Source organism: Verrucosispora sp. WMMD703, from assembly GCF_049178935.1.
GTDB lineage: Bacteria > Actinomycetota > Actinomycetes > Mycobacteriales > Micromonosporaceae > Micromonospora > Micromonospora sediminimaris.
In genome coordinates, this window is the sequence record NZ_JBMHMM010000004.1 from 4,841,357 (window position 1) to 4,862,516 (window position 21,160).

Here is a 21,160-nt window from a genome sequence, read left to right on the forward strand (position 1 = left end):
CGCGATGGCCGCAGGCGACCTCCACGCGCGGCTGGACCGGGAGCCCGGCACGATCTCGGTGTACGTGGGGCCCCTCGGTGCCCCACCCACCTGGACCCGGCACGCCGAGGCCACCCACTACGCGGCGAGCACGATGAAATTGGCCGTGCTCGCCGCGCTGCACCGCGCTGCCGAGGTCGGCCACCTCGACCCGGACGCCCCGATCGAGGTCGTCAACCGGTTCACCTCCGCCCGGCCGGATGCCCCGCCGTACTCCTGCCGGCGGGCGTACGACAACGACGAGGCCGTGTGGGACCGGCTGGACGGACGGGCGTCGCTGCGCTGGCTCGCCGAGCGGATGATCGTCCGCTCCAGCAACCTCGCCACCAACCTGGTCATCGAACACGTCGGGCTGCCTGCGGTGGCCGAGGTCTGGCGACTGGCCGGTGCCCGGCACAGCGTCACCGGGCGGGGCATCGAGGACTTCGCCGCCCGCGATGCCCAGATCACCAACCTGGTCACCGCCGCCGACCTGGCCGCGCTGCTCGGTGCCGTCGCCACCGGCGCCAACCGCCCCGGCCCGATCGCCTCACCCGCCGGCTGCGCCGCCATGCTGGACGTGCTCTGCGCCCAGCAGATCCGTCAGGATGTCGCCGAAGGTCTGCCGCCCGGCATCCGGCTCGCCCACAAGAACGGCTGGGTACGCGGCGTACGGCACGGCGCGGCGGTGGTCTACCCCGACGACGCCGCGCCCTACCTGCTCGTCGTCTGCACCACCGTCGACGACGACCAGACCAACGCTCAGGCCGACGTCGACGCCAACCAGTTGGTGGCCGACATCTCCCGCGAGGTGTGGCAGGCCCGTCACAACCTCACCGCGCTCACTCCAGCAGGTTCGCCCGCAACGCCGCCACCGTCTCCTCGGTGATCCCCAGGCCGTCGCGCAGGTACGCCCCGAACGACCCGTGTACCTGCCGCACCTGCTCGTACGCGGCGTCGAGGTATTCCGGGCGGACCTCCAGCACCGGCCGGACCGCCGTCTCGTCCAGCCCCGGGTGACGCTGGCGCATCGCATCGACGAGCACCTCGCGCAGGCTCTCCGTCAACGGGTTGTGGGCCAGGTAGTCGGCTCGGATCGCGGCCTCGTCCACCCCGAGGGCGTGCAGCAGCACCACGGTCAGCCAACCGGTGCGGTCCTTGCCCGCCGAGCAGTGGTACACCAGTGGAACGTTGCGTTCGTCGGCCGCCAGCTGGACCGCCGCGGCGAAGCCCTCCCGGGCCGCGGCGCCGGTGACGAACCAGCGGTAGATCGCTGCCATCGCCGCCGGTGTCCCCTGCCGCGCCAGCTCCGCGTACTCGCTCAGGTCGTGGCCGAGCAGCACGGCCGAGACGTACGTGAAGACCGGATGCGCCGGGTCGTGCACCGGCAGGTGCACCACGGTCGGCTCGCCGGTCAGCCGGTCCGGTGGCGCCACCGACACCTCGGACTCGGCTCGGAGGTCCACCACGCAGGCCGGTCCGAGCTTCGCCAGCACCGGCAGGTCCTCGTCGGTCAGCCGGCCGAGCGCGGGCGTTCGGATCAGCCGTCCGGGTCGTACCCGCCGGCCTTCGGCACCGATCAGTCCACCGAGGTCCCGTGCATTGGGTGCACCGACGAGTGTCCAGCCCGATGCCGTCGCTCGCTCACCAATCATGTCGCCCCCTCGCGTACAGGGTGCCGTACCCGATGATCGTCGCGACAGGCACCCGTCGCCCGATCGCGGAGTGGCTACAGCCCGCCGGCACCGGTCCGTGGCCCGGCGGTGCCGGGACGGTCGCCGTAAGAATCCAGACTGACGAATTGATGGTCGTGGTGGTCCGCCCTATGGTCCGAGCAACGGGGGTGCGACCGACCGGGGTGGTCGTGCAGTCGGGCACCGAGGCGGTGAGCCGAGTCGCCGTCGCTGCCCGGTGGAGTCGCCCCGGCGCGGTCCGGCCGGTGGACGCCCCGGCGCTCGGCTCACCCGCCGACGTCGGGGCGTGGGTCGCCGGCCTCGCCGCCGCCCGGTAGTCCTAATGACGCAGCCCTCGGACGCCACCCTGCCCGGGTGCGGCTCGAAGCCGGCTCAGCGGCGGGACTCGGCCAACTCGCGTCGCCGGTCCCGCGAGGACCTGATCAGGCTCGCCGCCGTGGCCACCGCCAGGGTGCCGAGGATGATCAGCAGGGACAGCCAGATCGGGATGTGTGGTGCCCAGCCGACGTGTTCGCCACCGTTGACGAACGGGAGATTGTTCTCCGCCAGCGCCTCCAGGATCAGCTTCACCCCGATGAAGCCGAGCACCACCGCGAGCCCGTGGCTCAGATAGATCAATCGGTTGAGCAGCCCACCGAGCAGGAAGTAGAGCTGCCGCAGCCCCATCAGTGCGAACACGTTGGCGGTGAAGACGAGGTACGGCTCCTGGGTGATCCCGAAGATCGCTGGAATCGAGTCGAGCGCGAAGATCAGGTCGGTGGTGCCGATGGCGATCATGACAATGAGCATCGGCGTGAACATCCGCCGGCCGTTCTCCCGTACCGTCAGCCGGGCGCCTTCGTAGCCCCGGGAGATGGGCAGCGCCCGCCGGCTCCAGCGGATGAGGACGTTCTCGGTGAACTCCTCCTCGCTCGACTCGCCCTGCCGGGCCAGGTTGATCGCGGTGTAGATCAGGAACGCCCCGAAGACGTAGAACACCCAGGTGAACTGCGAGATCAATGCCGCCCCCGCGGCGATGAAACCACCCCGCATGACGAGCGCGAGGACGATGCCGACGAGCAGCACCTTCTGCTGGTACTGCCGGGGCACCCCGAAGCGGGCCATGATGATCACAAAGACGAAGAGGTTGTCCACCGAGAGGCTGTACTCGGTCAGCCAGCCGGTGTAGAACTGCCCCGCCACGCTCGCCCCGGCGGTGAGCCACAGTCCGCCACCGAACAGCAGGGCCAGACCGACGTAGAAGGCGACCCAGAGGCTCGACTCCCGCACGCTCGGCTCGTGCGGCCGGCGCCCGATGATGAGCAGGTCCACCACGAGGACCGTGGTCAGGGCTGCGAGCGTCGCCGCCCACACCAGTCCGGACACGTTCACAGTCTCATTCCTCCGGTCGCCACCCAGCAACCGGCACACGGTACGCCCTGTCGGGTGAGGTGGGTGCCCCACCCCCTTTGGGCATCCTAGGAGGATGGGTTACCGGGGTGGGTGATGGCCCCGGGCAGGAGACGGTGACGGAGATGCCGGCCAGCCGGCATGGTGCCGGCAGCGATGTGGCAGGCTGCCGGCATGGTCCTTGAGGTTGCGCTCATCGATGTCATTCCCGGTCACGAGGAGGCGTTCGCCGCCGCGTACGCCCAGGGGCGCCCGTTGCTCGCCGGCACGCCCGGCTGCCGCTCGGTACGCATGACCCGGGGCCTGGAGTCACCCTCCCGTTTCGTGCTGCTGGTCGAGTGGGACACGGTCGAGGCGCACGAGCAGAACTTCCGGGCGACGGAGCGTTTCGCCGGTTGGCGGGAGTTGATCGGTCCGCACTTCGCCGCGCCACCGCGAGTCGAACACTTCGTCGACGTACCCGCGTGACCGACACCGGATCATCACCACGCACCGAACCGAGAAAGTGTCACACCGTCCACCTATCGTGCGTCTCGCGTCGGCACCGGCCCCGACGGCTTCGGGGGCGCCGGGTCCGGTCCCGACGCCACGACCGCGTGTGCACCTGCCGCCCCCTTTGATGGGTGGCAGGTGCAGTTCGTCATCCGTCGAGCCGGCGGGACAGCAGCCGCACCGTCTCCTCCTCCGGCAACGCCGTCTCCAGCAGACAGTCGGTCATCCGTTCGTACCGGTCGACGTCGGTCGCGGTGGTCAGCCGCACATCGGTGGTCAACGCCTCCAGCATCACCGTGCGCGGGTCCGCCGGGTCTGGGAATGAGTAGCAGGAGAACGGGGTCAGCGGCAGCGGGCGCCGGCCCGCGCCGACCTGCAGCAGCCGGATCGTCACGTGCGGCAGGGCGGCCAGTTCGAGCAGGTGCCCCACCTGCTCGCGCCACACCTCCACCGGGTCGTCGCCCGGCTCGCAGGCCACCTCGGTGACCAGCGCCGTGTAGCGGGGCGGTTCTACACGACGCAGCACCGCCTGCCGGGCGGCCCGGGCCCGCAGGTCGGCCTCCACGTCCACCGTGGGGTCGATGAGCTGACCGGCGACGATGCGCAGCCGGGCGTACGCCGGGGTCTGCAGCAGCCCGGGCACGATCACCGGCTGGTACTCCACGATGCCCGCCGCCCCGGCCTCGAGCTCGGCGTACGTGCGCTGCCGCTCGCTCATCTCCCCCAGGGACTTCCACCAGCCCCGGCTGGTCGCCGCGTCCCGGGCGATCACGATCAGGGCGTCGCGCTGCAACGACGGCACCTCATAGACGTCGAGCAGGTCGAGCACGTCGGCCAGGTCGGGCCGGCTCTGCCCCAGCTCGATGCGGGACAGCTTGGAGGTGGACGCCCAACCGAGTCGCTCACACACCTGTTCCAGCGTCAGCGCCTCCCGTCGGCGTAGCTGACGCAACTCGGCGCCCAGTCGCGCACGTCGAATGACCGGACTTGTTGGCAACGGCATCCCTGCCTCCCCACCGAGGGAGAGTACGCAGGGCGATCACTTAGCGCAATAGGACGCTCGCATTCCGCTATTGCCCCACCGTAGGATGTGGATTGCCCGGCTGGCGGCGCCTACCGCACGCCGGCGGCGTCCATCCCCCGCAACTCCTTCTTGAGGTCGGCGACCTCGTCGCGGATCCGGGCGGCCAACTCGAACTGCAAGTCCCGCGCGGCGGCCAGCATCTGGTCGTTGAGCTCCTGGATGAGCTGCGCCAGCTCGGCCCGTGCCATGCCCTCGCGGACCGGGGTGGCGGTGCCGCCCCGAGCTCGGCTGCGGGTCTCCTTGACCGGCGCCTTGCCGCGCGACAGCTGCCGCACCGCACCGCCGACCCGGGTCGCCTCGGTGTCCTCCGCCTCACGGTAGATGTCGTCGAGAATGTCGTGGATCTTCTTGCGCAGCGGCTCCGGGCTGACGCCGTGCGCCTCGTTGTGGGCGATCTGCTTGGCCCGCCGCCGGTTCGTCTCCTCGATCGCGTCGGCCATCGACGGGGTGATCTTGTCGGCGTACATGTGCACCTGGCCGGAGACGTTACGGGCCGCCCGGCCGATGGTCTGGATCAACGACCGGCCGCTGCGCAGGAAGCCTTCCTTGTCCGCGTCCAGGATCGCCACCAGCGACACCTCGGGCAGGTCGAGGCCCTCGCGCAGCAGGTTGATGCCGACCAGCACGTCGTAGTCGCCCCGACGCAACTCGCGCAGCAGCTCCACCCGGCGCAGGGTGTCGACCTCGGAGTGCAGGTAGCGCACCCGGATGCCGTTCTCCAGCAGATAGTCGGACAGATCCTCGGCCATCTTCTTGGTCAGCGTGGTGACCAGCACCCGTTCGTTGCGCTCGGTCCGCAACTTGATCTCGTGCATCAGGTCGTCGATCTGCCCGCGGGTCGGCTTGACGACCACCTCCGGGTCGACCAGACCCGTTGGGCGGATCACCTGCTCCACGAACTCGCCCTGGGCGTGCTCCAGCTCCCACGGGCCGGGGGTCGCCGACAGGAAGACCATCTGGCCGACCCGCTCCAGGAACTCGTCGAACCGCAGCGGCCGGTTGTCGGCGGCGCTGGGCAGCCGGAACCCGTGATCGATAAGCATCCGCTTGCGCGAGGCGTCCCCTTCGTACATGCCGCCGATCTGGGGAATCGTCACGTGCGACTCGTCGACCACGGTGAGGAAGTCGTCGGGGAAGTAGTCCAGCAGGCAGTGCGGCGGGCTGCCGGGCAGCCGGCCGTCGATGTGCATCGAATAGTTCTCGATGCCCGAGCAGAAGCCCACCTGCCGCATCATCTCGATGTCGTAGGTGGTGCGCATCCGCAGCCGCTGCGCCTCCAGCAGCTTGCCCTGCCGTTCCAGCTCGGCCAGCCGCTCGCCCAACTCCGCCTCGATGTCGCGGACCGCCCGTTCCATCCGCTCCGGGCCGGCCGCGTAGTGCGTCGCCGGGAAGATCAGCAGATGGTCCACCTCACGCACCACGTCACCGGTCAACGGGTTGAGGTAGTAGAGCTTCTCCACCTCGTCACCGAAGAGCTCGATGCGCACGGCGAGTTCCTCGTACGCCGGAATGATCTCCAGGGTGTCGCCGCGGACCCGGAAGGTGCCCCGCTGGAAGGCCATGTCGTTGCGGGTGTACTGGATGTCGACCAGACGGCGCAACAGTTGGTCCCGGTCGAGTTCCTGGCCGACGGCCACCCGTACCGCGCGGTCGAGGTATTCCTCCGGGGTGCCCAACCCGTAGATCGCCGAGACGGTCGCGACCACCACCACGTCGCGGCGGGTGAGCAGCGACATCGTCGCGGAGTGCCGCAGCCGTTCGACCTCCTCGTTGATCGAGGAGTCCTTCTCGATGTACGTGTCGGTCTGCGGGATGTACGCCTCGGGCTGGTAGTAGTCGTAGTAGGAGACGAAATACTCCACCGCGTTGTCCGGCAGCAGCTCGCTGAACTCCTTCGCCAGCTGGGCGCAAAGCGTCTTGTTGGGTGCCAGCACCAGCGTGGGGCGTTGCAGCCGCTCGATCAGCCAGGCCGTCGTGGCGCTCTTGCCGGTGCCGGTCGCGCCCAGCAGAACCGTGTGCCGGTCGCCGCGACGCACCCGCCGCTCCAGGTCGTCGATCGCCGCCGGCTGGTCACCGGCCGGCTGAAAATCACTTATGACCTGGAAACGGCCGTCGAGCCGGGGTATGTCGAGCGCCATGACGTCAACGGTACGCCGGGGCTATGACAGCCAGGCCCCTTCCGGCCCCCGGCGACCCGGCGGACCGCCAGGTCGACACCGGTGGGGCGCTGTTCGGCTCGGCGCGGCCGGCGGACCGCGTCGGCGGACCCGCCCACCTTTCGGACGACTACGTGCGGCACCTGATCGGCTTCGATATTCGCATTGTGTGGTTCTTCTCACCCGGCTACGCTTTTCCTGTAGGCCGCTCGCGGCGGCCGACCGGGCCGGTGGCGGGCCGCACAGGCCACGCCGCCCCCGGCACCGAGGGTCGCAGCACCCGGCATGCCTGGCGTGCGCACCGGACGTGGTCGCGCGGATCGCGCTGACCGGCCGCCGCGAGCGCCCCTGCTCGTCACCCCGGCATGCTCCGGGCCGTTCATCCTCCCGTGGAGAACAACTCACGACCGCCGTCCGACCGCCGCCGCCGCGCGCCCAACCGCCGCCACCGCGCCGGCATCGTGCCACCCGCGGTCCTCCACCTGGGCAGCACCGAGACGGCCGGCCGGACACCGCAGTCACGGCCGGGCATCCGCCGGGCAGTGGTCTCCGGCGGGCTGCTCGACCTGGCCGCCGGCAACCGCGCCGACGAGGAGGACCTGGCCGGGGCGGCCACCGGGGCCGACGGCCCACGGCGCGCGGCCAACCGCCGACGTCGTCTCACCCTCGCCGGGTTGACCCTCACCGCGGTGCTCTCCGCCGTGATGCTGGTGACCACGTTGGTCAACTGGACGCCGGACGGGCCGCCGCCACGGGACCTGACCACGGCCGAACGGGAGCGCCTGGCCGTCATGCGGGTGACCAACTATCGCGAGTTGCGCGCCGGGTTGCACGTCACCGCCGGTGCTGGTGCCGCCCGCACCGACCTGCTCGGCTGGGTCGACTGGTCCCGGGGGCTGGCCTATCTCGACGTGGGTGGCCCCGGCGCAGGCCCGTCGCGCGGACTGGCCCAGGCCACTCCCACCGTGCTGGTGATCAGACCCGACCCGACGGCGGTACCGACGCCGGCCATGCCGCCGCTGGTGCCACCGGCCGACGGTTGGCGGCTACCCGCGGACCGGGGGCTCGATCCGCTACTCGGGATGATCTTCGCGCTCGCCGCCGACCGGCCCGACGAGGTGGACGGCTGGGTCGGCCGCTGGCTGGACCGGGAACACCTCAACGGTGAGCCGGTCGACGTGCTGGAGGTGTCGACGCCGGGCTCCGGTGCGTCGCCGAGCCGCGAACCCGCTGCCCCGGCCGACGCCGGCGCCCCGGTCCGCTACTGGCTGGACCGGGCCGGCCGGCTGCACCGGGTACAGGCCGACCTCGCCGGAATCGGACCCGTCACGGTGGTCCTGAACCGGGCGGACCGACCGACGTTGCGACCGGTCGAGGCGCTCGGCGGCCGACCCGGCCTGCCCCGCGCCCTGACCGCCACCGAGCGGGACCGCTGGCGCCGGCTGCCGGCCCGCCTGCGCACCGCCGGCGGGGCAACGGCCACCCTGACCATGCCCGTCTCCACCGCCACCAACCTACGTGGCAGCGGTTGGCTGAGCTGGAAGTCGGGCAGCGCCTACCTCGGCGTCACCGACCTCGACGCGGACGGTCGACGCACCCTGGTCCGCCACCACGGCCGCAAGGTCACCCGGATCGACGGCACCGGCGACTCGGCGCGTCCGCCGCTGCCGCCGCCGGCCGCCGGCTGGCGGGCGGGACCGCACCGCACGCAGGCTCTCGACCCGCTGGTGGCTGCCGCGCTCCAGGCCGCACAGCGCACCGGCGTCCAGGGCAGCGCGCGACGGCTACGCGGCGACACCCTCGCCGGCACCACTGTCGACGTGGTGCAGGTCGACACGGCCCGCGGGCCGCTGCGCTACTGGGTCGACCGGTCCGGGATGCTGCGCCGGCTGGAACTGCCGACGCGGGCGGGTGCCTGGGCGCAGCTCGACCTGGCCCCGGGCCGGGTGCCACGGCTGACGTCGCCGCGGCAGCGTTGACCGGGCCATCGGACGCCCTCCCATGCGACCCCGACGAACCGTCAGGGACGCCAACCGGTGCGGGCGGCCCACTCCTCCGCCCGGAGGTGCTCCTCGTCGAACCACGGGTCCTTCGCCGTGGCGTACGCGCCGCTGTCCGGCGCGGACGCGGCCAGTTCCCGCTTGAGCACCAGGTACGCGGCCCGCTGGTCGGGATCGGCCCGTAGGTGATCGCGCATCAGCAGGGCGTACCGCCAGCCCGGCGAACCGGTCACCCGCACGTGCAGGTGGACGGGGCGGGCCGGGTCCGCGCTGCCGTGCAGCCGCTTCGCCCACTGGCCGCTACCGGCCGGTCGGGGACTGTCCCACCACTCGCCCGGCAACCGCGGGAAACCGGCTTCGGCCAGCCGCTCGGCCAACACACCGTCGGCCTCGGCGAGGGACGGCACGCTTAGCTGAATGTCGATGACGTCCTTGGCGGCCAGGCCGGCGACGGCGGTCGAACCGATGTGATCGATCCGCAGGTCGGCCGGGGCGATGGCGTGCCGGATCCGGTCCGCCAGCCGGGCGTACTGTCTCGGCCAGGTCGGGTCGGGATCGGCCAGCCTGACCTGGTGAAGTCGCACCGCCCGCCGATGACGGACGTTGGTCTCGAAGGGCACCAGCCGGTCGCGCCAGAGCGCGTCGACCGACTCGTGCAGTTCGTCGAGGGTGCCCTCGTTGGTCAGCAGCACGTCCGCCACCGCCGCGCGGCGGGCGTCGTCGGCCTGGGCGGCGATCCGACGCTGCGCCTCTGCCCGGCTCATCCCCCGGTCGCGCGCCAGCCGCGCCAGCCGGATGTGGACCCCGGTCTGCACCACGACCACCAGGTGGTACGCGGGCGCCAGTCCCACCTCGGCCAGCAACGGGACATCGTTGACCACCACGGCGTCCGGCGAGGCGGCGGCGGTCAGTTCGACGGTACGGGCCCGGACCCGGCCATGGATGATCGCCTCCAGCCTGCGCCGGGCCTGTTCGTCGGCGAAGACCAGGTCACCCAGGGCAGCCCGGTCCAGCGCCCCGTCGGCGTCCAACACCCGGTCGGAGAAGGTGGCGACCACCTCGGCGAGCCCCTCGGTACCGGGTGCGACGACCTCCCGGGCGAGCTGATCGGCGTCGATGAGCACGGCACCCCGCTCGACAAGTCGTGCCGCCACCGCGCTCTTGCCCGAACCGATCCCGCCGGTCAACCCCACCCTCAGCACGGCACCAGTCAACCCGATCACCCCACCCCCGCCAACCCCACCCCGCCCGCCCCAGCGTTGATCATGAGGTTGGCGACACTTGTTGATCGACTACTGCCGTCAACTTCATGATCAACGGGGATGAGGAGGGCCCCGCCCCGACCCGGGTGTTCCGGGTCGGGGCGGGGCCCTCCGTTGTCAACCGACAGATCCAGGTCGCGGCGCGGCGTCAGACACCCCGCGACTGGACGTGCCGCAGATTCACTTGCCGCCGGCGAGCTTCTCCCGCAGTGCGGCGAGCGCCTCGTCGGTGGCCAGCGTGCCCGCCGGCTCCTCGGCCTGCCGGCTCGGGGCCGCGCTGGTCGAGGTGGTGGTGCCGCCGCCCGTGGGGGCGGGCTGCGGGTTGGCAGCGGCCTCGGCCTCGGCGGCCCGGGAGGTCTGCACCTGCTTCTGGTGCGCCTCCCAGCGCTGCCGCGCCTCGGCGTACTGGTTCTCCCAGGTCTCGCGCTGCTTGTCGTACCCCTCGAGCCACTCGCCCGTCTCCGGGTCGAAGCCCTCCGGGTAGATGTAGTTGCCCTCGGTGTCGTACGTCGCGGCCATGCCGTAGAGGGTCGGGTCGAAGTGCTCCTCGCCCTCGACGAAGCCCTCGTTGGCCTGCTTGAGCGAGAGCGAGATCCGGCGACGCTCCAGGTCGATGTCGATGACCTTGACCATGACCTCGGAGCCGACCTGAACGACCTGCTCGGGGATCTCCACGTGCCGCTCAGCCAGCTCGGAGATGTGGACCAGACCCTCGATGCCGTCGTCCACCCGGACGAAGGCGCCGAACGGCACCAGCTTGGTGACCTTACCCGGCACGATCTGCTGGATCGCGTGGGTGCGGGCGAACTGACGCCACGGGTCTTCCTGGGTCGCCTTCAGCGACAGCGAGACCCGCTCGCGGTCCAGGTCGACGTCCAGAACCTCGACCTCGACCTCCTGGCCCACCTCGACGACCTCGGACGGGTGGTCGATGTGCTTCCAGGACAGCTCGGAGACGTGCACCAGGCCGTCCACGCCGCCCAGGTCGACAAAGGCGCCGAAGTTGACGATCGAGGAGACGACGCCCTTGCGGACCTGCCCCTTCTGGAGCTTGTTGAGGAACTCGGTACGCACCTCGGACTGCGTCTGCTCCAGCCAGGCCCGGCGGGACAGCACCACGTTGTTGCGGTTCTTGTCCAGCTCGATGATCTTGGCTTCGAGCTCGCGGCCGACGTACGGCTGCAGGTCGCGCACCCGGCGCATCTCGACCAGGGAGGCCGGCAGGAAGCCACGCAGCCCGATGTCGAGGATGAGGCCACCCTTGACCACCTCGATGACGGAACCGCGGACGACGCCGTCCTCGTCCTTGATCTTCTCGATCGTGCCCCAGGCCCGCTCGTACTGCGCCCGCTTCTTGGAGAGGATCAGCCGGCCCTCCTTGTCCTCCTTCTGAAGGACAAGGGCCTCGATGTGGTCGCCCACCGAGACGACCTCTGCCGGGTCCACGTCGTGCTTGATCGACAACTCCCGAGAGGGAATGACACCCTCGGTCTTGTAGCCGATGTCGAGCAGGACCTCGTCCCGATCGACCTTGACGACGGTGCCTTCGACAATGTCGCCGTCGTTGAAGTACTTGATGGTCTCGTCGATCGCGGCGAGGAAAGCCTCCTCAGAGCCGAGATCGTCGACGGTGACCTTGGTGGCGCTCGAGGGGGCCTCGATGCTGCTCGTCATGTGGGCGGTTGCTCCGGTCGGATGGTGTGTCACAGCAGGCTGGTGTCGCGGTGACCTGTGCGCGCCAACGGATCCGTCGGCGGGCCCACCTGGATATCGCTGAACGAGATCTTGATGTGACTCCGTCGACCGCGCACCTGCTCCCTGCCGAGGCACACGATCCGCGAGCGCATCGTCTACCCTACCTGCTGCATTACCACAGCGTGCAAGCCCTCCCGTCTACTCATCGGCGCACCAGCAGCGAAAGCGGAGATTTCGACCAGAGATGCCGCGGGCGCGACGGGCCGCCGCCGGCCCCACCGCGGTGAGGGCCTAGCGTGGCCTGGTGGACGACGAGGACCGGGTGACCCGGCGTCGGGTCGGTGATGCCGAGGCACGCACCGCCAACCGGCGCTGGTGGGACGCCGACGCCGACGCGTACCAGGCCGAACACGGCAGCTTCCTGGGCGACGTGGACTTCGTCTGGTGCCCGGAGGGGCTGCGCGAGGCCGACGCCGGGCTGCTCGGCGAGGTGACCGGGCGGCAGGTGCTGGAGGTCGGCTGCGGTGCCGCCTCCTGCTCCCGCTGGCTGGCCGCCCAGGGGGCCCGGCCGGTCGCGGTGGACCTGTCCGCCGGCATGTTGCGGCACGCGACACAGGCCAACGCCCGCAGCGGGGTACGCGTGCCACTGGCGCAGGCCGACGCGCTGGCGTTGCCCTTCGCCGACCAGACCTTCGACATCGCCTGCACGGCGTTCGGCGCGGTCCCGTTCGTCGAGGACTCGGCGGCACTGATGCGCCAGGTGCACCGGGTGCTGCGTCCCGGCGGCCGGTGGGTCTTCTCGGTCACCCACCCGATGCGCTGGATCTTCCTGGACGATCCCGGGGAGGGCGGGTTGACCGCCGTGCACTCGTACTTCGACACCCGGCCGTACGTGGAACTGGACGAACACGGCCGGGCCAGCTACGTCGAGCAGCACCGCACCCTCGGCGACCGGGTACGCGAGCTGGTAGGTGCCGGGTTCCGGCTGCTGGACCTGGTGGAACCGGAGTGGCCGGAGGGACACGAGGGGATCTGGGGGCAGTGGAGCCCGATGCGCGGCCGACTGTTTCCCGGCACCGCCATCTTCGTCACCGAGAAACCGGCCCGCTGAGGAACGACGCCGTGCCGGACGGTCAGTGCGACGCCGTCGTCCCCGGGTGGCGTTACGCTCACCACATGAGCGCCGAGCCCATCCCGACATCACCTGGCCCCTGGTGTCCGGACCCGATGCGGCAGCAGCGTGCGGACTACACCCTGGAGGACCTGCTCGCCCTGCCGGACGACGCCCCCCGCGTCGAACTCGTCGACGGAGTCATCCACGTGACACCCTCCCCCACCCTGGGCCATCAGGACATCTCATTCCTGCTGACGTCGTGGTTGCGATCCCACGCGCCAGCGCACCTGCGTGCCGCCCAGGCGATCGGCGTCGGGCTCAGCCACAACACCAGCCGACAACCGGACGTGCTGCTCTGCCGCGCCGGACTGCCCGCCGACCGGTCCCGGCTGCGACCAGCGGACGTCGTGCTGGCCGTCGAGGTCGTCTCGCCGGGTACCCGCCGCGTCGACCGGTTCGCCAAGCCGGGCGAGTACGCCGCCGCCGGCATCCCCTTCTACTGGCGCGTCGAGCAGAACCCGGTGCACGTGTACGCGTACCGGCTCGGCGACCGGATCGGGCCGGGCGGGGAACGGCAGTACGAACTAGTCGCCGACAGCGCGGAGCTGATCGAGCTGACCGAGCCTTTCGAGATCAAACTTCCGGTCCGCGACCTCACTCCATAGCACCGACCGTGCACGTGACCCGACGGCGGCGTTTTCACCGACCGCCCCCGGGTACCCGAACACCATGGCCGACCAGGAGTTCCGCAAGGGTGACCACGTCTCCTGGGCCAGCCACAGCGGCCGGGCCCACGGTGTGGTCAAGGAGAAGCTGACCGAACGGACCCACGTACGCGGGCACCCCGTGAACGCGTCACCGGAGCAGCCGCAGTACCGCATCCGCAACGACGACTCGGGTCGGGACGTGGCCCACCGTCCGGAGGTGCTGCGCCGTGAGCAGTCGTGACGACCCGGATCAGACCTACCGGGAGTTCACCGAGGCGGTGAACATGAAGCCCGGCGAGTTGTCGAAGTGGCTGGACACCGACGAGTCCAAGCATGTCGGCTGGCGGAGAAAGGGCAGCGGGGGCGGCGAGACGGTCGGCCACGAATCCGGCCGAAAGATCATCGACCTGTTGCGCCGCAAACGCGGCCAGCTGACCGAGGCCGACTACAAGCACATGCGCAAGGTCGTCGGGTACGTCCGACGGCACATGGCGCAGCGTCCCAGCGGCGACGTCCGCGACACCCGGTGGCGGTACTCGCTGATGAACTGGGGTCACGACCCGGTCAAGGCGCCGCTGCCAACGCCCGGCGGCCCCTCCCGCAAGGCCCTCGACCGGCACGGCACCCCACCCAAGTCCCGCCGAGGCCCCGGCCGCTGAGATCCCGCGCCGGACTGCGGGCCCACCCCAGCAGGCGACGACTTCGGCGAAGTTGCTGTGTCAGCCGCCCGCGAGGCAACAACTGCCCCGAAACTGGGTGGCATCAGCGCGGTTCGTCCACAGGACCGTGACCGACCGGCGTTCCCCGACCACGTCAGGGTTTCGGGGCAGCCCGACCCGCGCAGGGATCAAGCCTGACCGCCCGGAGCGGGTCGGGCTGCCCCGAAACCCCTCCAGGCCCGGAAAGCCCGCCGTGCAGGATCAGTGGTCGGCGCTGTTCCAGTCGCGGCCGTCGCCCACCGACACCTCCAACGGCACTGACAGCGGGTACGCCCCACCCATCTCGCGCCGGACCAGTTCCTCAAGCACCGTCCGTTCTCCCGGCGCGACCTCGAAGACCAGCTCGTCATGCACCTGCAACAGCATCCGGGAGCGCAGGCCGGCGTCCCGCAATGCGGTGTCGACGTGCAGCATGGCGACCTTGATGATGTCCGCCGCGGAGCCCTGGATCGGGGCGTTGAGCGCCATCCGCTCGGCCATCTCCCGACGCTGCCGGTTGTCGCTGACCAGGTCGGGCAGATACCGCCGACGGCCGAGGATGGTGGAGGTGTAGCCGTCCTGGCGAGCCCGGGCGACCACCTCATGCAGGTAGTCGCGTACCCCGCCGAACCCGGCGAAGTAGTTCTCCATCAACCCGCGCGCCTCCTCGGCGCTGATGCCGAGCTGCTGGGACAGGCCGAAGGCGCTGAGCCCGTACGCCAGGCCGTAGTTCATTGCCTTGATCTTGCGCCGCTGGTCCGGGGTGACCTCGGCGAGCGGCACGGTGAAGACCGACGAGGCCGTCGCGGCGTGGAAGTCGGCGCCGGAGTTGAACGCCTGGATCAGCGCGTCGTCGGCCGACAGGTGCGCCATGATCCGCATCTCGATCTGGCTGTAGTCGGCGGTGAGCAGGCACTCGAAGCCCTCCCCCACCACGAAGGCGCGGCGGATCCGTCGCCCCTCCTCGGTGCGGATGGGGATGTTCTGCAGGTTGGGCTCGGTGGAGGAGAGCCGGCCGGTGGCGGCCACCGTCTGGTTGAAGGTGGTGTGGATGCGCCCGTCGTCGGAGACCGACTTGAGCAGCCCGTCCACCGTCGACTTGAGCTTCGCCACGTCGCGGTGCCGCAGCAGGTGGGCCAGCACCGGGTGCGGGTTCTGCGCGTAGAGCCACTGCAACGCGTCCGCGTCGGTGGTGTAACCCGTCTTGATCCGCTTGGTCTTGGGCAGATTCAGCTCGCCGAAGAGGATCTCCTGCAACTGCTTGGGTGAGCCGAGGTTGAACTCCCGCCCCACCGCCTCGTACGCACCCTGCGCGGCGGCCTTCACCTCGGCGGCGAAGTGCGCCTCCAACTCCGTCAGGTAGTCGGTGTCGGCGGCGATGCCGGTGCGCTCCAGCTGCGCCAGCACCCGCATCAGCGGCAGCTCGACCCCGGCCATCAGCCGGGCCGACTGCTCCCCGTCGCGGGACAGTTCCGCGTCGATCGCGTCGGCCAGGTCGAGGGTGGCCCGGGCGTGCAGCATCAGGTTCTGCTCGGCCTCGCTGTCGCCGCCGAGCCCGTCGAGGGTCAGCTGCCCGGTCTCCGGGGCGTCGACCCGCAGTTCCCGGTGCAGGTAGCGCAGCGCCAGGTCGGTGAGGTCGTAGGAACGCTGATCCGGGCGGGCCAGGTACGCGGCGATCTGCGTGTCACGCGCGATGCCGGCGAGATCCCAGCCGTGCGCGGCGAAGGCGAGCACGGCCGGCTTGCTGTCGTGCAGCACCTTGGGCCGGGTCTCGTCGGCCAGCCACGCCGCCAGCGCCGCCTCGTCGCCGGCCTCCAGCTGGCCCGGGTCGAACCAGGCCGCCGCACCGTCGGCGGTGGCCAGCGCCATGCCTGTGACACTTGCGGTGTGCCGGCGATTCGGGCCGGTGTCGAGCTTGACCGCGACGCCGACGCCGGTGCCGGCCGGCGCGTGCGTCTCCAGCCAACCCACGAGCGCGCCGGACGCGGACAGCACCTCGCCGACCAGGTCGAAGCCCGACTCCGCCTCCGGCTCGACCGCTTCGAGGTACTGGTAGAGGCGGTCCCGCAGGATGCGGAACTGAAGGGTGTCGAAGACCTGGTGCACCGCCTCGCGGTCCCATCCCTGCCAGCGGGCGTCCTCGGGACGCAGCGGCAACTCCAGGTCGGCGACCAGCTGGTTGATCTCGTAGTTGCGGATCACATCGGCGAGGCGTTCCCGGAGACTGTCGCCGGCCTTGCCCTTGATCTCGTCGGCGCGGGCGATGACGCCGTCCACCCCGCCGTACGTGTTGATCCATTTCGCGGCGGTCTTCGGGCCGACGCCGGGGATGCCGGGGAGGTTGTCGCTGGTCTCGCCGACGAGGGCGGCCAGGTCGCGGTAGCGGCCGGGGGTGACGCCGTACTTCGCCTCGACCGCAGCCGGGTCCATCCGGGCCAGGTCGGAGACGCCCTTGCGCGGGTAGAGCACAGTGATGTGCTCGTCGACGAGCTGGAAGGCGTCCCGGTCGCCAGTGCAGATCAGCACCGGCATGCCCTGGTCGCGGGCCTGGCAGGCCAGCGTGGCGATGACGTCGTCGGCCTCGTAGCCCTCCTTCTCCACCACCGGGACGCGCAGCGCTGCCAGGATCTCCTTCACCAGGCTGACCTGGCCCTTGAAGTCGGTCGGGGTCTCGCTGCGCCCTGCCTTGTACTCCGCGTAGCGGTCGGTGCGGAAGGACCGGCGGGAGACGTCGAAGGCGACGACGATGTGGGTCGGTTGCTCGTCGCGCAACACGTTGATCAACATTGAGGTGAAGCCGTAGACCGCGTTCGTCGGCTGCCCGGTCGTGGTGGAGAAATTTTCCACCGGCAGGGCGAAGAACGCCCGGTAGGCCAGGGAGTGTCCGTCGACGAGAAGCAGGCGCGGGGTCGTAGCTGTCACGGCTGCGACTCTAGTCCGTACCGCCGACAAGGCTGGCGCGGCAGCACCGGAACGCCGCCGGCCGCCCACCCACGAGGGACGGACGGCCGACGCCGGTACGACACACCTCAGGCCACGCCCAGGTACGCCTCCTTGATCGACGGGTCGTGCAGGAGTTCCTGACCGGTGCCCTCCTTGACGATCCGACCGGTCTCCAGCACGTACGCCCGGTGGGCCCGGGAGAGCGCCTGCTGGGCGTTCTGCTCCACCAGCAGCACCGTGGTGCCCTGCTGGTTGATCTCCACGATGATGTCGAAGATCTGCTGGATGATCATCGGAGCGAGACCCATCGACGGCTCGTCCAGCAGCAGCAGCTTCGGCCGGCTCATCAGCGCCCGGCCGACGGCGAGCATCTGCTGCTCACCGCCGGAGAGGGTGCCACCGGCCTGCTTACGCCGCTCGCGCAGCCGGGGGAACATCTCCAGCACCCGCTCCAGGTCGGCGGCGATGCCGGCGTGGTCGCGCCGGGTGTACGCCCCCATGTCCAAATTCTCCAGCACGGTCATGCCGGGGAAGATCTGCCGACCCTCGGGCGACTGGCACAGGCCCCGGACCACCCGCAGGTCGGCGCGGAGCTTGCTGATGTCCTCACCGTTGAAGGTGATCCGGCCGCCCGACAGCGACCGGATACCGGAGATCGCCCGCATGGTGGTGGTCTTGCCGGCACCGTTGGCACCGATCAGGGCCACCACCTCACCCTCGTTGACGGTGAGGCTGATGCCGTGCAACGCCTCGATCCGGCCGTACGAGACGCTGACGTTGTCCAACTCAAGCAGCATCGGCGGACTCCCCCAGGTATGCCGCGATCACCCGCGGGTCTCGGCTGACCTCGTCCGGCAGGCCGTCGGCGATCTTGCTGCCGAACTCAAGCACCACGATCCGGTCGGTGACACCCATCACCAGCCGCATGTCGTGCTCGATCAGCAGCACGGTGACGCCGTTGTCGCGGATCCGGCGGATCAGCCCCAGCAGTTCCTCCTTCTCGGCCGGGTTGAACCCGGCCGCCGGCTCGTCCAGGCAGAGCAGCTTCGGCTCGGTGCCGAGCGCCCGGGCGATCTCCAGCCGCCGCTGGTAGCCGTACGGGAGGTTGCGCGCCGCGTCGTTGGCCCGGTCGGCGATGCCGACGAAACGCAGCAACTCCATCGCCTTCTCCTCGGCCGCCCGCTCCTCCAGAACGTAGCGGGACAGGCCGAAGGTCTTGGCGAAGGACCGTCGCAACTGCTGCCAGGTACGTGCGACACCGCCGGCGGCGGTGACCTCCGGCAACTGCTCCGGCGTGGGCCGCACCCGGTAGAGCCGGAACAGCGCGCCGGGCACGCTCGTCTTGTGCCGGGAGTCCGTCCCGACCATGACGTTCTCCAGCGCCGACATCTCCGGGAACAGCCGGATGTTCTGGAACGTCCGGGAGATGCCCAGCCGGCTGATCTGGTGCGGCTTGCGACCGGTGACCCGTTCGCCGCCGAACCGGACCGCACCCGAGGTCGGCTTGTAGACCCCTGTCATCACGTTGAAGCAGGTGGTCTTGCCGGCACCGTTGGGCCCGATCAGGCCGAGGATCTCGCCTTCCTTGATCTCGAAGTTGACCTCGTTGAGCGCGACCACACCACCGAACCGGAGCGTGACGTTGTCGACCTCCAGGAGGTTCCTGGCCGGTCCCGGTTGGGCCGGGATCTTCGGCGCCGCCGGGGTCTTCGTCTCATCAGACATGAGCGGGCGCCTCCTCTGCCTCCGCCGCGCGGTCCTTCAGCTCACGGGCCCGCCGCCGGCTCGGGATCAAGCCCTGCGGACGCAGGATCATCACCAGCACCATGGCCAGACCGAAGGCCAGCCACCGGTAGTCGGCGATCTCCCGGAACCGCTCCGGCAGGTACGCCAGCAGCACCGCACCCACCGACACGCCGACCATGTTGCCCGACCCGCCGACCACCACCATCGCCACGAACAGGATGGAGAGGTTCACGTTGAACTGGGTCGGGTCGATGAAGGCGTACCGGCTGGCGAACAGGAACCCGGCGAAGCCGCCGAGCGCCGCGCCGATGGCGAAGGCCCAGAGCTTGAACTTGAACGGGTAGACGCCCATCACCGCGGCCGCGTCCTCGTCCTCCCGGATGGCCAGCCAGGAACGACCGACCCGGCTGTGCTCCAGCCGCCGTACCGCGAAGACCATGAGCAGCACGACGGTGATCGCCAGCCAGTACCACGGCTTGATGTCGATCAGGCCGAAGATCTGGTTGTCCGGCGAGGGCGGTCCCTCCGGGCCGGGAATCGCCGAGATGCCCTGCGGGCCCCGGGTGACGCCCTCCAGGTTGCGGGCCACGATGCGGATGATCTCACCGAAGCCGAGCGTCACGATGGCCAGGTAGTCACCGCGCAGCCGCAGCGTCGGCCAGCCCAGCAGCACCCCGGAGATCAGCGCCAGCACCAGTGCGATGAAGGCACAGATCGCCCAGGTCACCGCCCAGGTGGGCGGCAGGTCGAACTCCCGCTGGAACCACTGCACCACCGGCGAGTTCACCGAACCGAACAACGCCACCGCGTACGCGCCGATGGCGAAGAAGCCGATGTAGCCGAGGTCGAGCAGACCGGCCAGGCCGATCACCACGTTGAGGCCGATCGCCACCAGCACGTAGACGGCGCAGGTGAAGAGCACACCCGCCCAGTTGCTGCCGCCCGAGATCGAGTCGGTACGCAACCAGGTGAGGCCGGGGATGCCGAGCAGCGGCAGGTAGTAGAGGAACACCACGAAGGCGACGAACGCCAGGGACCGCTGCCACTTCGGCAGCGCGCGCCACCGGTCGCCGACCGCGTGCAGGGCGTTGACCCGACCGCGGTCCAGCTCTCGCATCTTGTTGATCATGCTCGGGCCCTCCCCAGCGATTCGCCCAGAATGCCGGTGGGCCGGAACATCAGCACCACCACCAGCACCACGAAGGCGATGACGTCCTCCCAGCTGGACTGGAAGAGGGTGGCGCCGTAGACCTCGACGATGCCGAGGAACAGCCCGCCCACAAGCGCGCCACGCAGGTTACCGATGCCACCGAGCACGGCCGCGGTGAACGCCTTGAGACCGAGCACGAACCCGATGCTGTTCTGCGTGAAGCCGAAGCGCATGCTCCACAACAGCGCCGCCGCGCCGGCCATGATGCCGCCCAGCACGAAGATCAGCATGATCACGCGCTCCTGGTTGACGCCCATCAACGCCGCCGTCTCCGGGTTCTGCGCCACCGCCCGCACGCCCCGGCCGTACCGGGTGCGGTTGATGAACCAGTCCAGCAGCGCCATCATCACCACGGCGGAGACGAACACGATCAACTGAATGTTGGTGATCGACGTGCCGAAGATCGTGAAGAGCGTCTTCTGCTCGATGATCGTCGGCATGCCGAGGATGATCCGGGCCCGACCGAAGATCGAGGGCACCGCCTCGCCCAGCAGCTTCGGCAGCACCAGGCCGAAGATCTCCACCAGCACCAGCGACAGGCCGATGGCGGTGATCAGGAAGATCAGTGGCGGCGCGTTCTTACGCCGCAGCGGGCGGTAGGCGATCCGTTCGATCGCCAGCGCGGTGCCGCCCGAGGCCAGCGCCGCGACTATCAGGCCGAGCACCAGGAGCAGCACCGCCTGGCCGATCGGCGGGTTGTTCTCCACCCCGAAGGCGGTCCACAGGCCGAGCACCGCGAAGGTGCCGACCATGAACACCTCGGAGTGGGCAAAGTTGATCAGACGCAGGACGCCGTACACCAGGGTGTAGCCCAGGGCGATCAGGGCATAGATCGCCCCCTTGGACAACCCGTCGACGGTGTGCTGGCCGATGTGGCCGAAGAGATCGTCGAAATTCACCAAGGTCTCCTTGCATGGAGCGCGGCCGGGGCAACGAACAACCCCGGCCGCAC

At 70.2% G+C, this 21,160-nt stretch carries 19 protein-coding genes; 8 read left to right on the forward strand and 11 right to left on the reverse strand.

Features of this window, described 5'->3' with window-relative positions; all coding sequences use genetic code 11:
* Window positions 1–4: 4 nt before the first annotated feature.
* Entirely contained in the window at window positions 5–907 is a 903-nt protein-coding gene (locus ACN26Z_RS22455) for a serine hydrolase (protein ID WP_421463347.1), read from the forward strand.
* Here the strand turns inward: ACN26Z_RS22455 and ACN26Z_RS22460 are convergent.
* A complete protein-coding gene (locus ACN26Z_RS22460) occupies window positions 861–1,673 on the reverse strand; it encodes a tyrosine-protein phosphatase (RefSeq protein WP_421463348.1) in 813 nt (270 codons plus the stop codon). The two genes, ACN26Z_RS22455 and ACN26Z_RS22460, sit on opposite strands and share 47 nt — an antisense overlap.
* 188 nt (window positions 1,674–1,861) lie before the next feature.
* Here ACN26Z_RS22460 and ACN26Z_RS22465 point away from each other — a divergent pair, with 188 nt between their 5' ends.
* Window positions 1,862–2,029, forward strand: coding sequence for a hypothetical protein (locus ACN26Z_RS22465; RefSeq protein ID WP_421463349.1), 168 nt, complete (start codon window positions 1,862–1,864; stop codon window positions 2,027–2,029).
* Between the two features lie 55 nt (window positions 2,030–2,084).
* Here ACN26Z_RS22465 and ACN26Z_RS22470 read toward each other — a convergent pair whose 3' ends face one another.
* Complete coding sequence (locus tag ACN26Z_RS22470) at window positions 2,085–3,083, reverse strand: TerC family protein (protein ID WP_093401477.1); 999 nt, start codon at window positions 3,081–3,083, stop codon at window positions 2,085–2,087.
* A 192-nt stretch (window positions 3,084–3,275) separates the two neighbouring features.
* Between ACN26Z_RS22470 and ACN26Z_RS22475 the strand changes: the two genes are divergently transcribed.
* On the forward strand, window positions 3,276–3,569 hold the full coding sequence (locus ACN26Z_RS22475; protein WP_093401613.1) for an antibiotic biosynthesis monooxygenase family protein: 294 nt from the start codon (window positions 3,276–3,278) through the stop codon (window positions 3,567–3,569).
* A 172-nt stretch (window positions 3,570–3,741) separates the two neighbouring features.
* Here the strand turns inward: ACN26Z_RS22475 and ACN26Z_RS22480 are convergent, their stop codons facing one another.
* The gene (locus tag ACN26Z_RS22480; RefSeq protein WP_282237485.1) at window positions 3,742–4,596 is read right to left on the reverse strand and encodes a helix-turn-helix domain-containing protein; all 855 of its coding nucleotides are present in this window, start codon (window positions 4,594–4,596) and stop codon (window positions 3,742–3,744) included.
* A gap of 110 nt (window positions 4,597–4,706) precedes the next feature.
* Window positions 4,707–6,815 (reverse strand): excinuclease ABC subunit UvrB, encoded by a 2,109-nt coding sequence (gene uvrB, locus ACN26Z_RS22485; protein WP_421463350.1) that lies wholly within the window; start codon window positions 6,813–6,815, stop codon window positions 4,707–4,709.
* A gap of 407 nt (window positions 6,816–7,222) precedes the next feature.
* Between uvrB and ACN26Z_RS22490 the strand changes: the two genes are divergently transcribed.
* On the forward strand, window positions 7,223–8,812 hold the full coding sequence (locus ACN26Z_RS22490) for a hypothetical protein (protein ID WP_421463351.1): 1,590 nt from the start codon (window positions 7,223–7,225) through the stop codon (window positions 8,810–8,812).
* Between the two features lie 41 nt (window positions 8,813–8,853).
* Here the strand turns inward: ACN26Z_RS22490 and coaE are convergent, their stop codons facing one another.
* Both coaE and rpsA read right to left on the reverse strand, forming a co-directional pair.
* Window positions 8,854–10,035 (reverse strand): dephospho-CoA kinase, encoded by a 1,182-nt coding sequence (gene coaE, locus ACN26Z_RS22495; RefSeq protein WP_421463352.1) that lies wholly within the window; start codon window positions 10,033–10,035, stop codon window positions 8,854–8,856.
* A gap of 240 nt (window positions 10,036–10,275) precedes the next feature.
* Window positions 10,276–11,769 (reverse strand): 30S ribosomal protein S1, encoded by a 1,494-nt coding sequence (gene rpsA / locus ACN26Z_RS22500; RefSeq protein WP_093401481.1) that lies wholly within the window; start codon window positions 11,767–11,769, stop codon window positions 10,276–10,278.
* 325 nt (window positions 11,770–12,094) lie between these two features.
* Here rpsA and ACN26Z_RS22505 point away from each other — a divergent pair, with 325 nt between their 5' ends.
* The 4 genes from ACN26Z_RS22505 to ACN26Z_RS22520 all read left to right on the forward strand — a co-directional run bounded on the left by ACN26Z_RS22505 (window position 12,095) and on the right by ACN26Z_RS22520 (window position 14,270).
* The gene (locus ACN26Z_RS22505; protein ID WP_421463353.1) at window positions 12,095–12,901 is read left to right on the forward strand and encodes a class I SAM-dependent methyltransferase; all 807 of its coding nucleotides are present in this window, start codon (window positions 12,095–12,097) and stop codon (window positions 12,899–12,901) included.
* A 65-nt stretch (window positions 12,902–12,966) separates the two neighbouring features.
* On the forward strand, window positions 12,967–13,569 hold the full coding sequence (locus tag ACN26Z_RS22510) for a Uma2 family endonuclease (protein WP_396885899.1): 603 nt from the start codon (window positions 12,967–12,969) through the stop codon (window positions 13,567–13,569).
* Window positions 13,570–13,633: 64 nt separating this feature from the next.
* Complete coding sequence (locus ACN26Z_RS22515; RefSeq protein ID WP_093401484.1) at window positions 13,634–13,852, forward strand: DUF2945 domain-containing protein; 219 nt, start codon at window positions 13,634–13,636, stop codon at window positions 13,850–13,852.
* Window positions 13,839–14,270 carry a DUF3140 domain-containing protein gene (locus ACN26Z_RS22520; RefSeq protein ID WP_421463354.1) on the forward strand — a complete coding sequence of 144 codons (432 nt, stop codon included), beginning with the start codon at window positions 13,839–13,841 and terminating at the stop codon, window positions 14,268–14,270. Before ACN26Z_RS22515 ends, ACN26Z_RS22520 begins: the two co-directional genes overlap by 14 nt.
* A gap of 261 nt (window positions 14,271–14,531) precedes the next feature.
* On the opposite strand, the gene polA is transcribed toward ACN26Z_RS22520, so the two are convergent.
* From polA to ACN26Z_RS22545, 5 genes are all read right to left on the reverse strand, one after another.
* A complete protein-coding gene (polA, locus tag ACN26Z_RS22525) occupies window positions 14,532–17,231 on the reverse strand; it encodes a DNA polymerase I (RefSeq protein WP_421463355.1) in 2,700 nt (899 codons plus the stop codon).
* 107 nt (window positions 17,232–17,338) lie between these two features.
* Complete coding sequence (locus ACN26Z_RS22530) at window positions 17,339–18,049, reverse strand: ABC transporter ATP-binding protein (protein WP_093401488.1); 711 nt, start codon at window positions 18,047–18,049, stop codon at window positions 17,339–17,341.
* Window positions 18,039–18,977, reverse strand: coding sequence for an ABC transporter ATP-binding protein (locus ACN26Z_RS22535; protein WP_093401489.1), 939 nt, complete (start codon window positions 18,975–18,977; stop codon window positions 18,039–18,041). The genes ACN26Z_RS22530 and ACN26Z_RS22535 overlap by 11 nt, the downstream gene beginning before the upstream one ends.
* Window positions 18,970–20,115, reverse strand: a complete 1,146-nt coding sequence (locus ACN26Z_RS22540; protein ID WP_232511008.1) for a branched-chain amino acid ABC transporter permease — start codon at window positions 20,113–20,115, stop codon at window positions 18,970–18,972. Before ACN26Z_RS22540 ends, ACN26Z_RS22535 begins: the two co-directional genes overlap by 8 nt.
* A gap of 8 nt (window positions 20,116–20,123) precedes the next feature.
* Window positions 20,124–21,107 carry a branched-chain amino acid ABC transporter permease gene (locus tag ACN26Z_RS22545; protein ID WP_093401491.1) on the reverse strand — a complete coding sequence of 328 codons (984 nt, stop codon included), beginning with the start codon at window positions 21,105–21,107 and terminating at the stop codon, window positions 20,124–20,126.
* Window positions 21,108–21,160 lie beyond the last annotated feature (53 nt).

Bases quoted from the DNA above. Each gene is read 5' to 3' on its own strand.
- ACN26Z_RS22530 (WP_093401488.1), bottom strand. From the start codon at position 18,049: ATGCTGCTTGAGTTGGACAACGTCAGCGTCTCGTACGGCCGGATCGAG.
- uvrB (WP_421463350.1), bottom strand. From the start codon at position 6,815: ATGGCGCTCGACATACCCCGGCTCGACGGCCGTTTCCAGGTCATAAGT.
- ACN26Z_RS22480 (WP_282237485.1), bottom strand. From the start codon at position 4,596: ATGCCGTTGCCAACAAGTCCGGTCATTCGACGTGCGCGACTGGGCGCC.
- rpsA (WP_093401481.1), bottom strand. From the start codon at position 11,769: ATGACGAGCAGCATCGAGGCCCCCTCGAGCGCCACCAAGGTCACCGTC.
- ACN26Z_RS22540 (WP_232511008.1), bottom strand. From the start codon at position 20,115: ATGCGAGAGCTGGACCGCGGTCGGGTCAACGCCCTGCACGCGGTCGGC.
- ACN26Z_RS22515 (WP_093401484.1), top strand. From the start codon at position 13,634: ATGGCCGACCAGGAGTTCCGCAAGGGTGACCACGTCTCCTGGGCCAGC.
- ACN26Z_RS22535 (WP_093401489.1), bottom strand. From the start codon at position 18,977: ATGTCTGATGAGACGAAGACCCCGGCGGCGCCGAAGATCCCGGCCCAA.
- ACN26Z_RS22475 (WP_093401613.1), top strand. From the start codon at position 3,276: ATGGTCCTTGAGGTTGCGCTCATCGATGTCATTCCCGGTCACGAGGAG.
- ACN26Z_RS22460 (WP_421463348.1), bottom strand. From the start codon at position 1,673: ATGATTGGTGAGCGAGCGACGGCATCGGGCTGGACACTCGTCGGTGCA.
- ACN26Z_RS22510 (WP_396885899.1), top strand. From the start codon at position 12,967: ATGAGCGCCGAGCCCATCCCGACATCACCTGGCCCCTGGTGTCCGGAC.
- ACN26Z_RS22455 (WP_421463347.1), top strand. From the start codon at position 5: ATGGCCGCAGGCGACCTCCACGCGCGGCTGGACCGGGAGCCCGGCACG.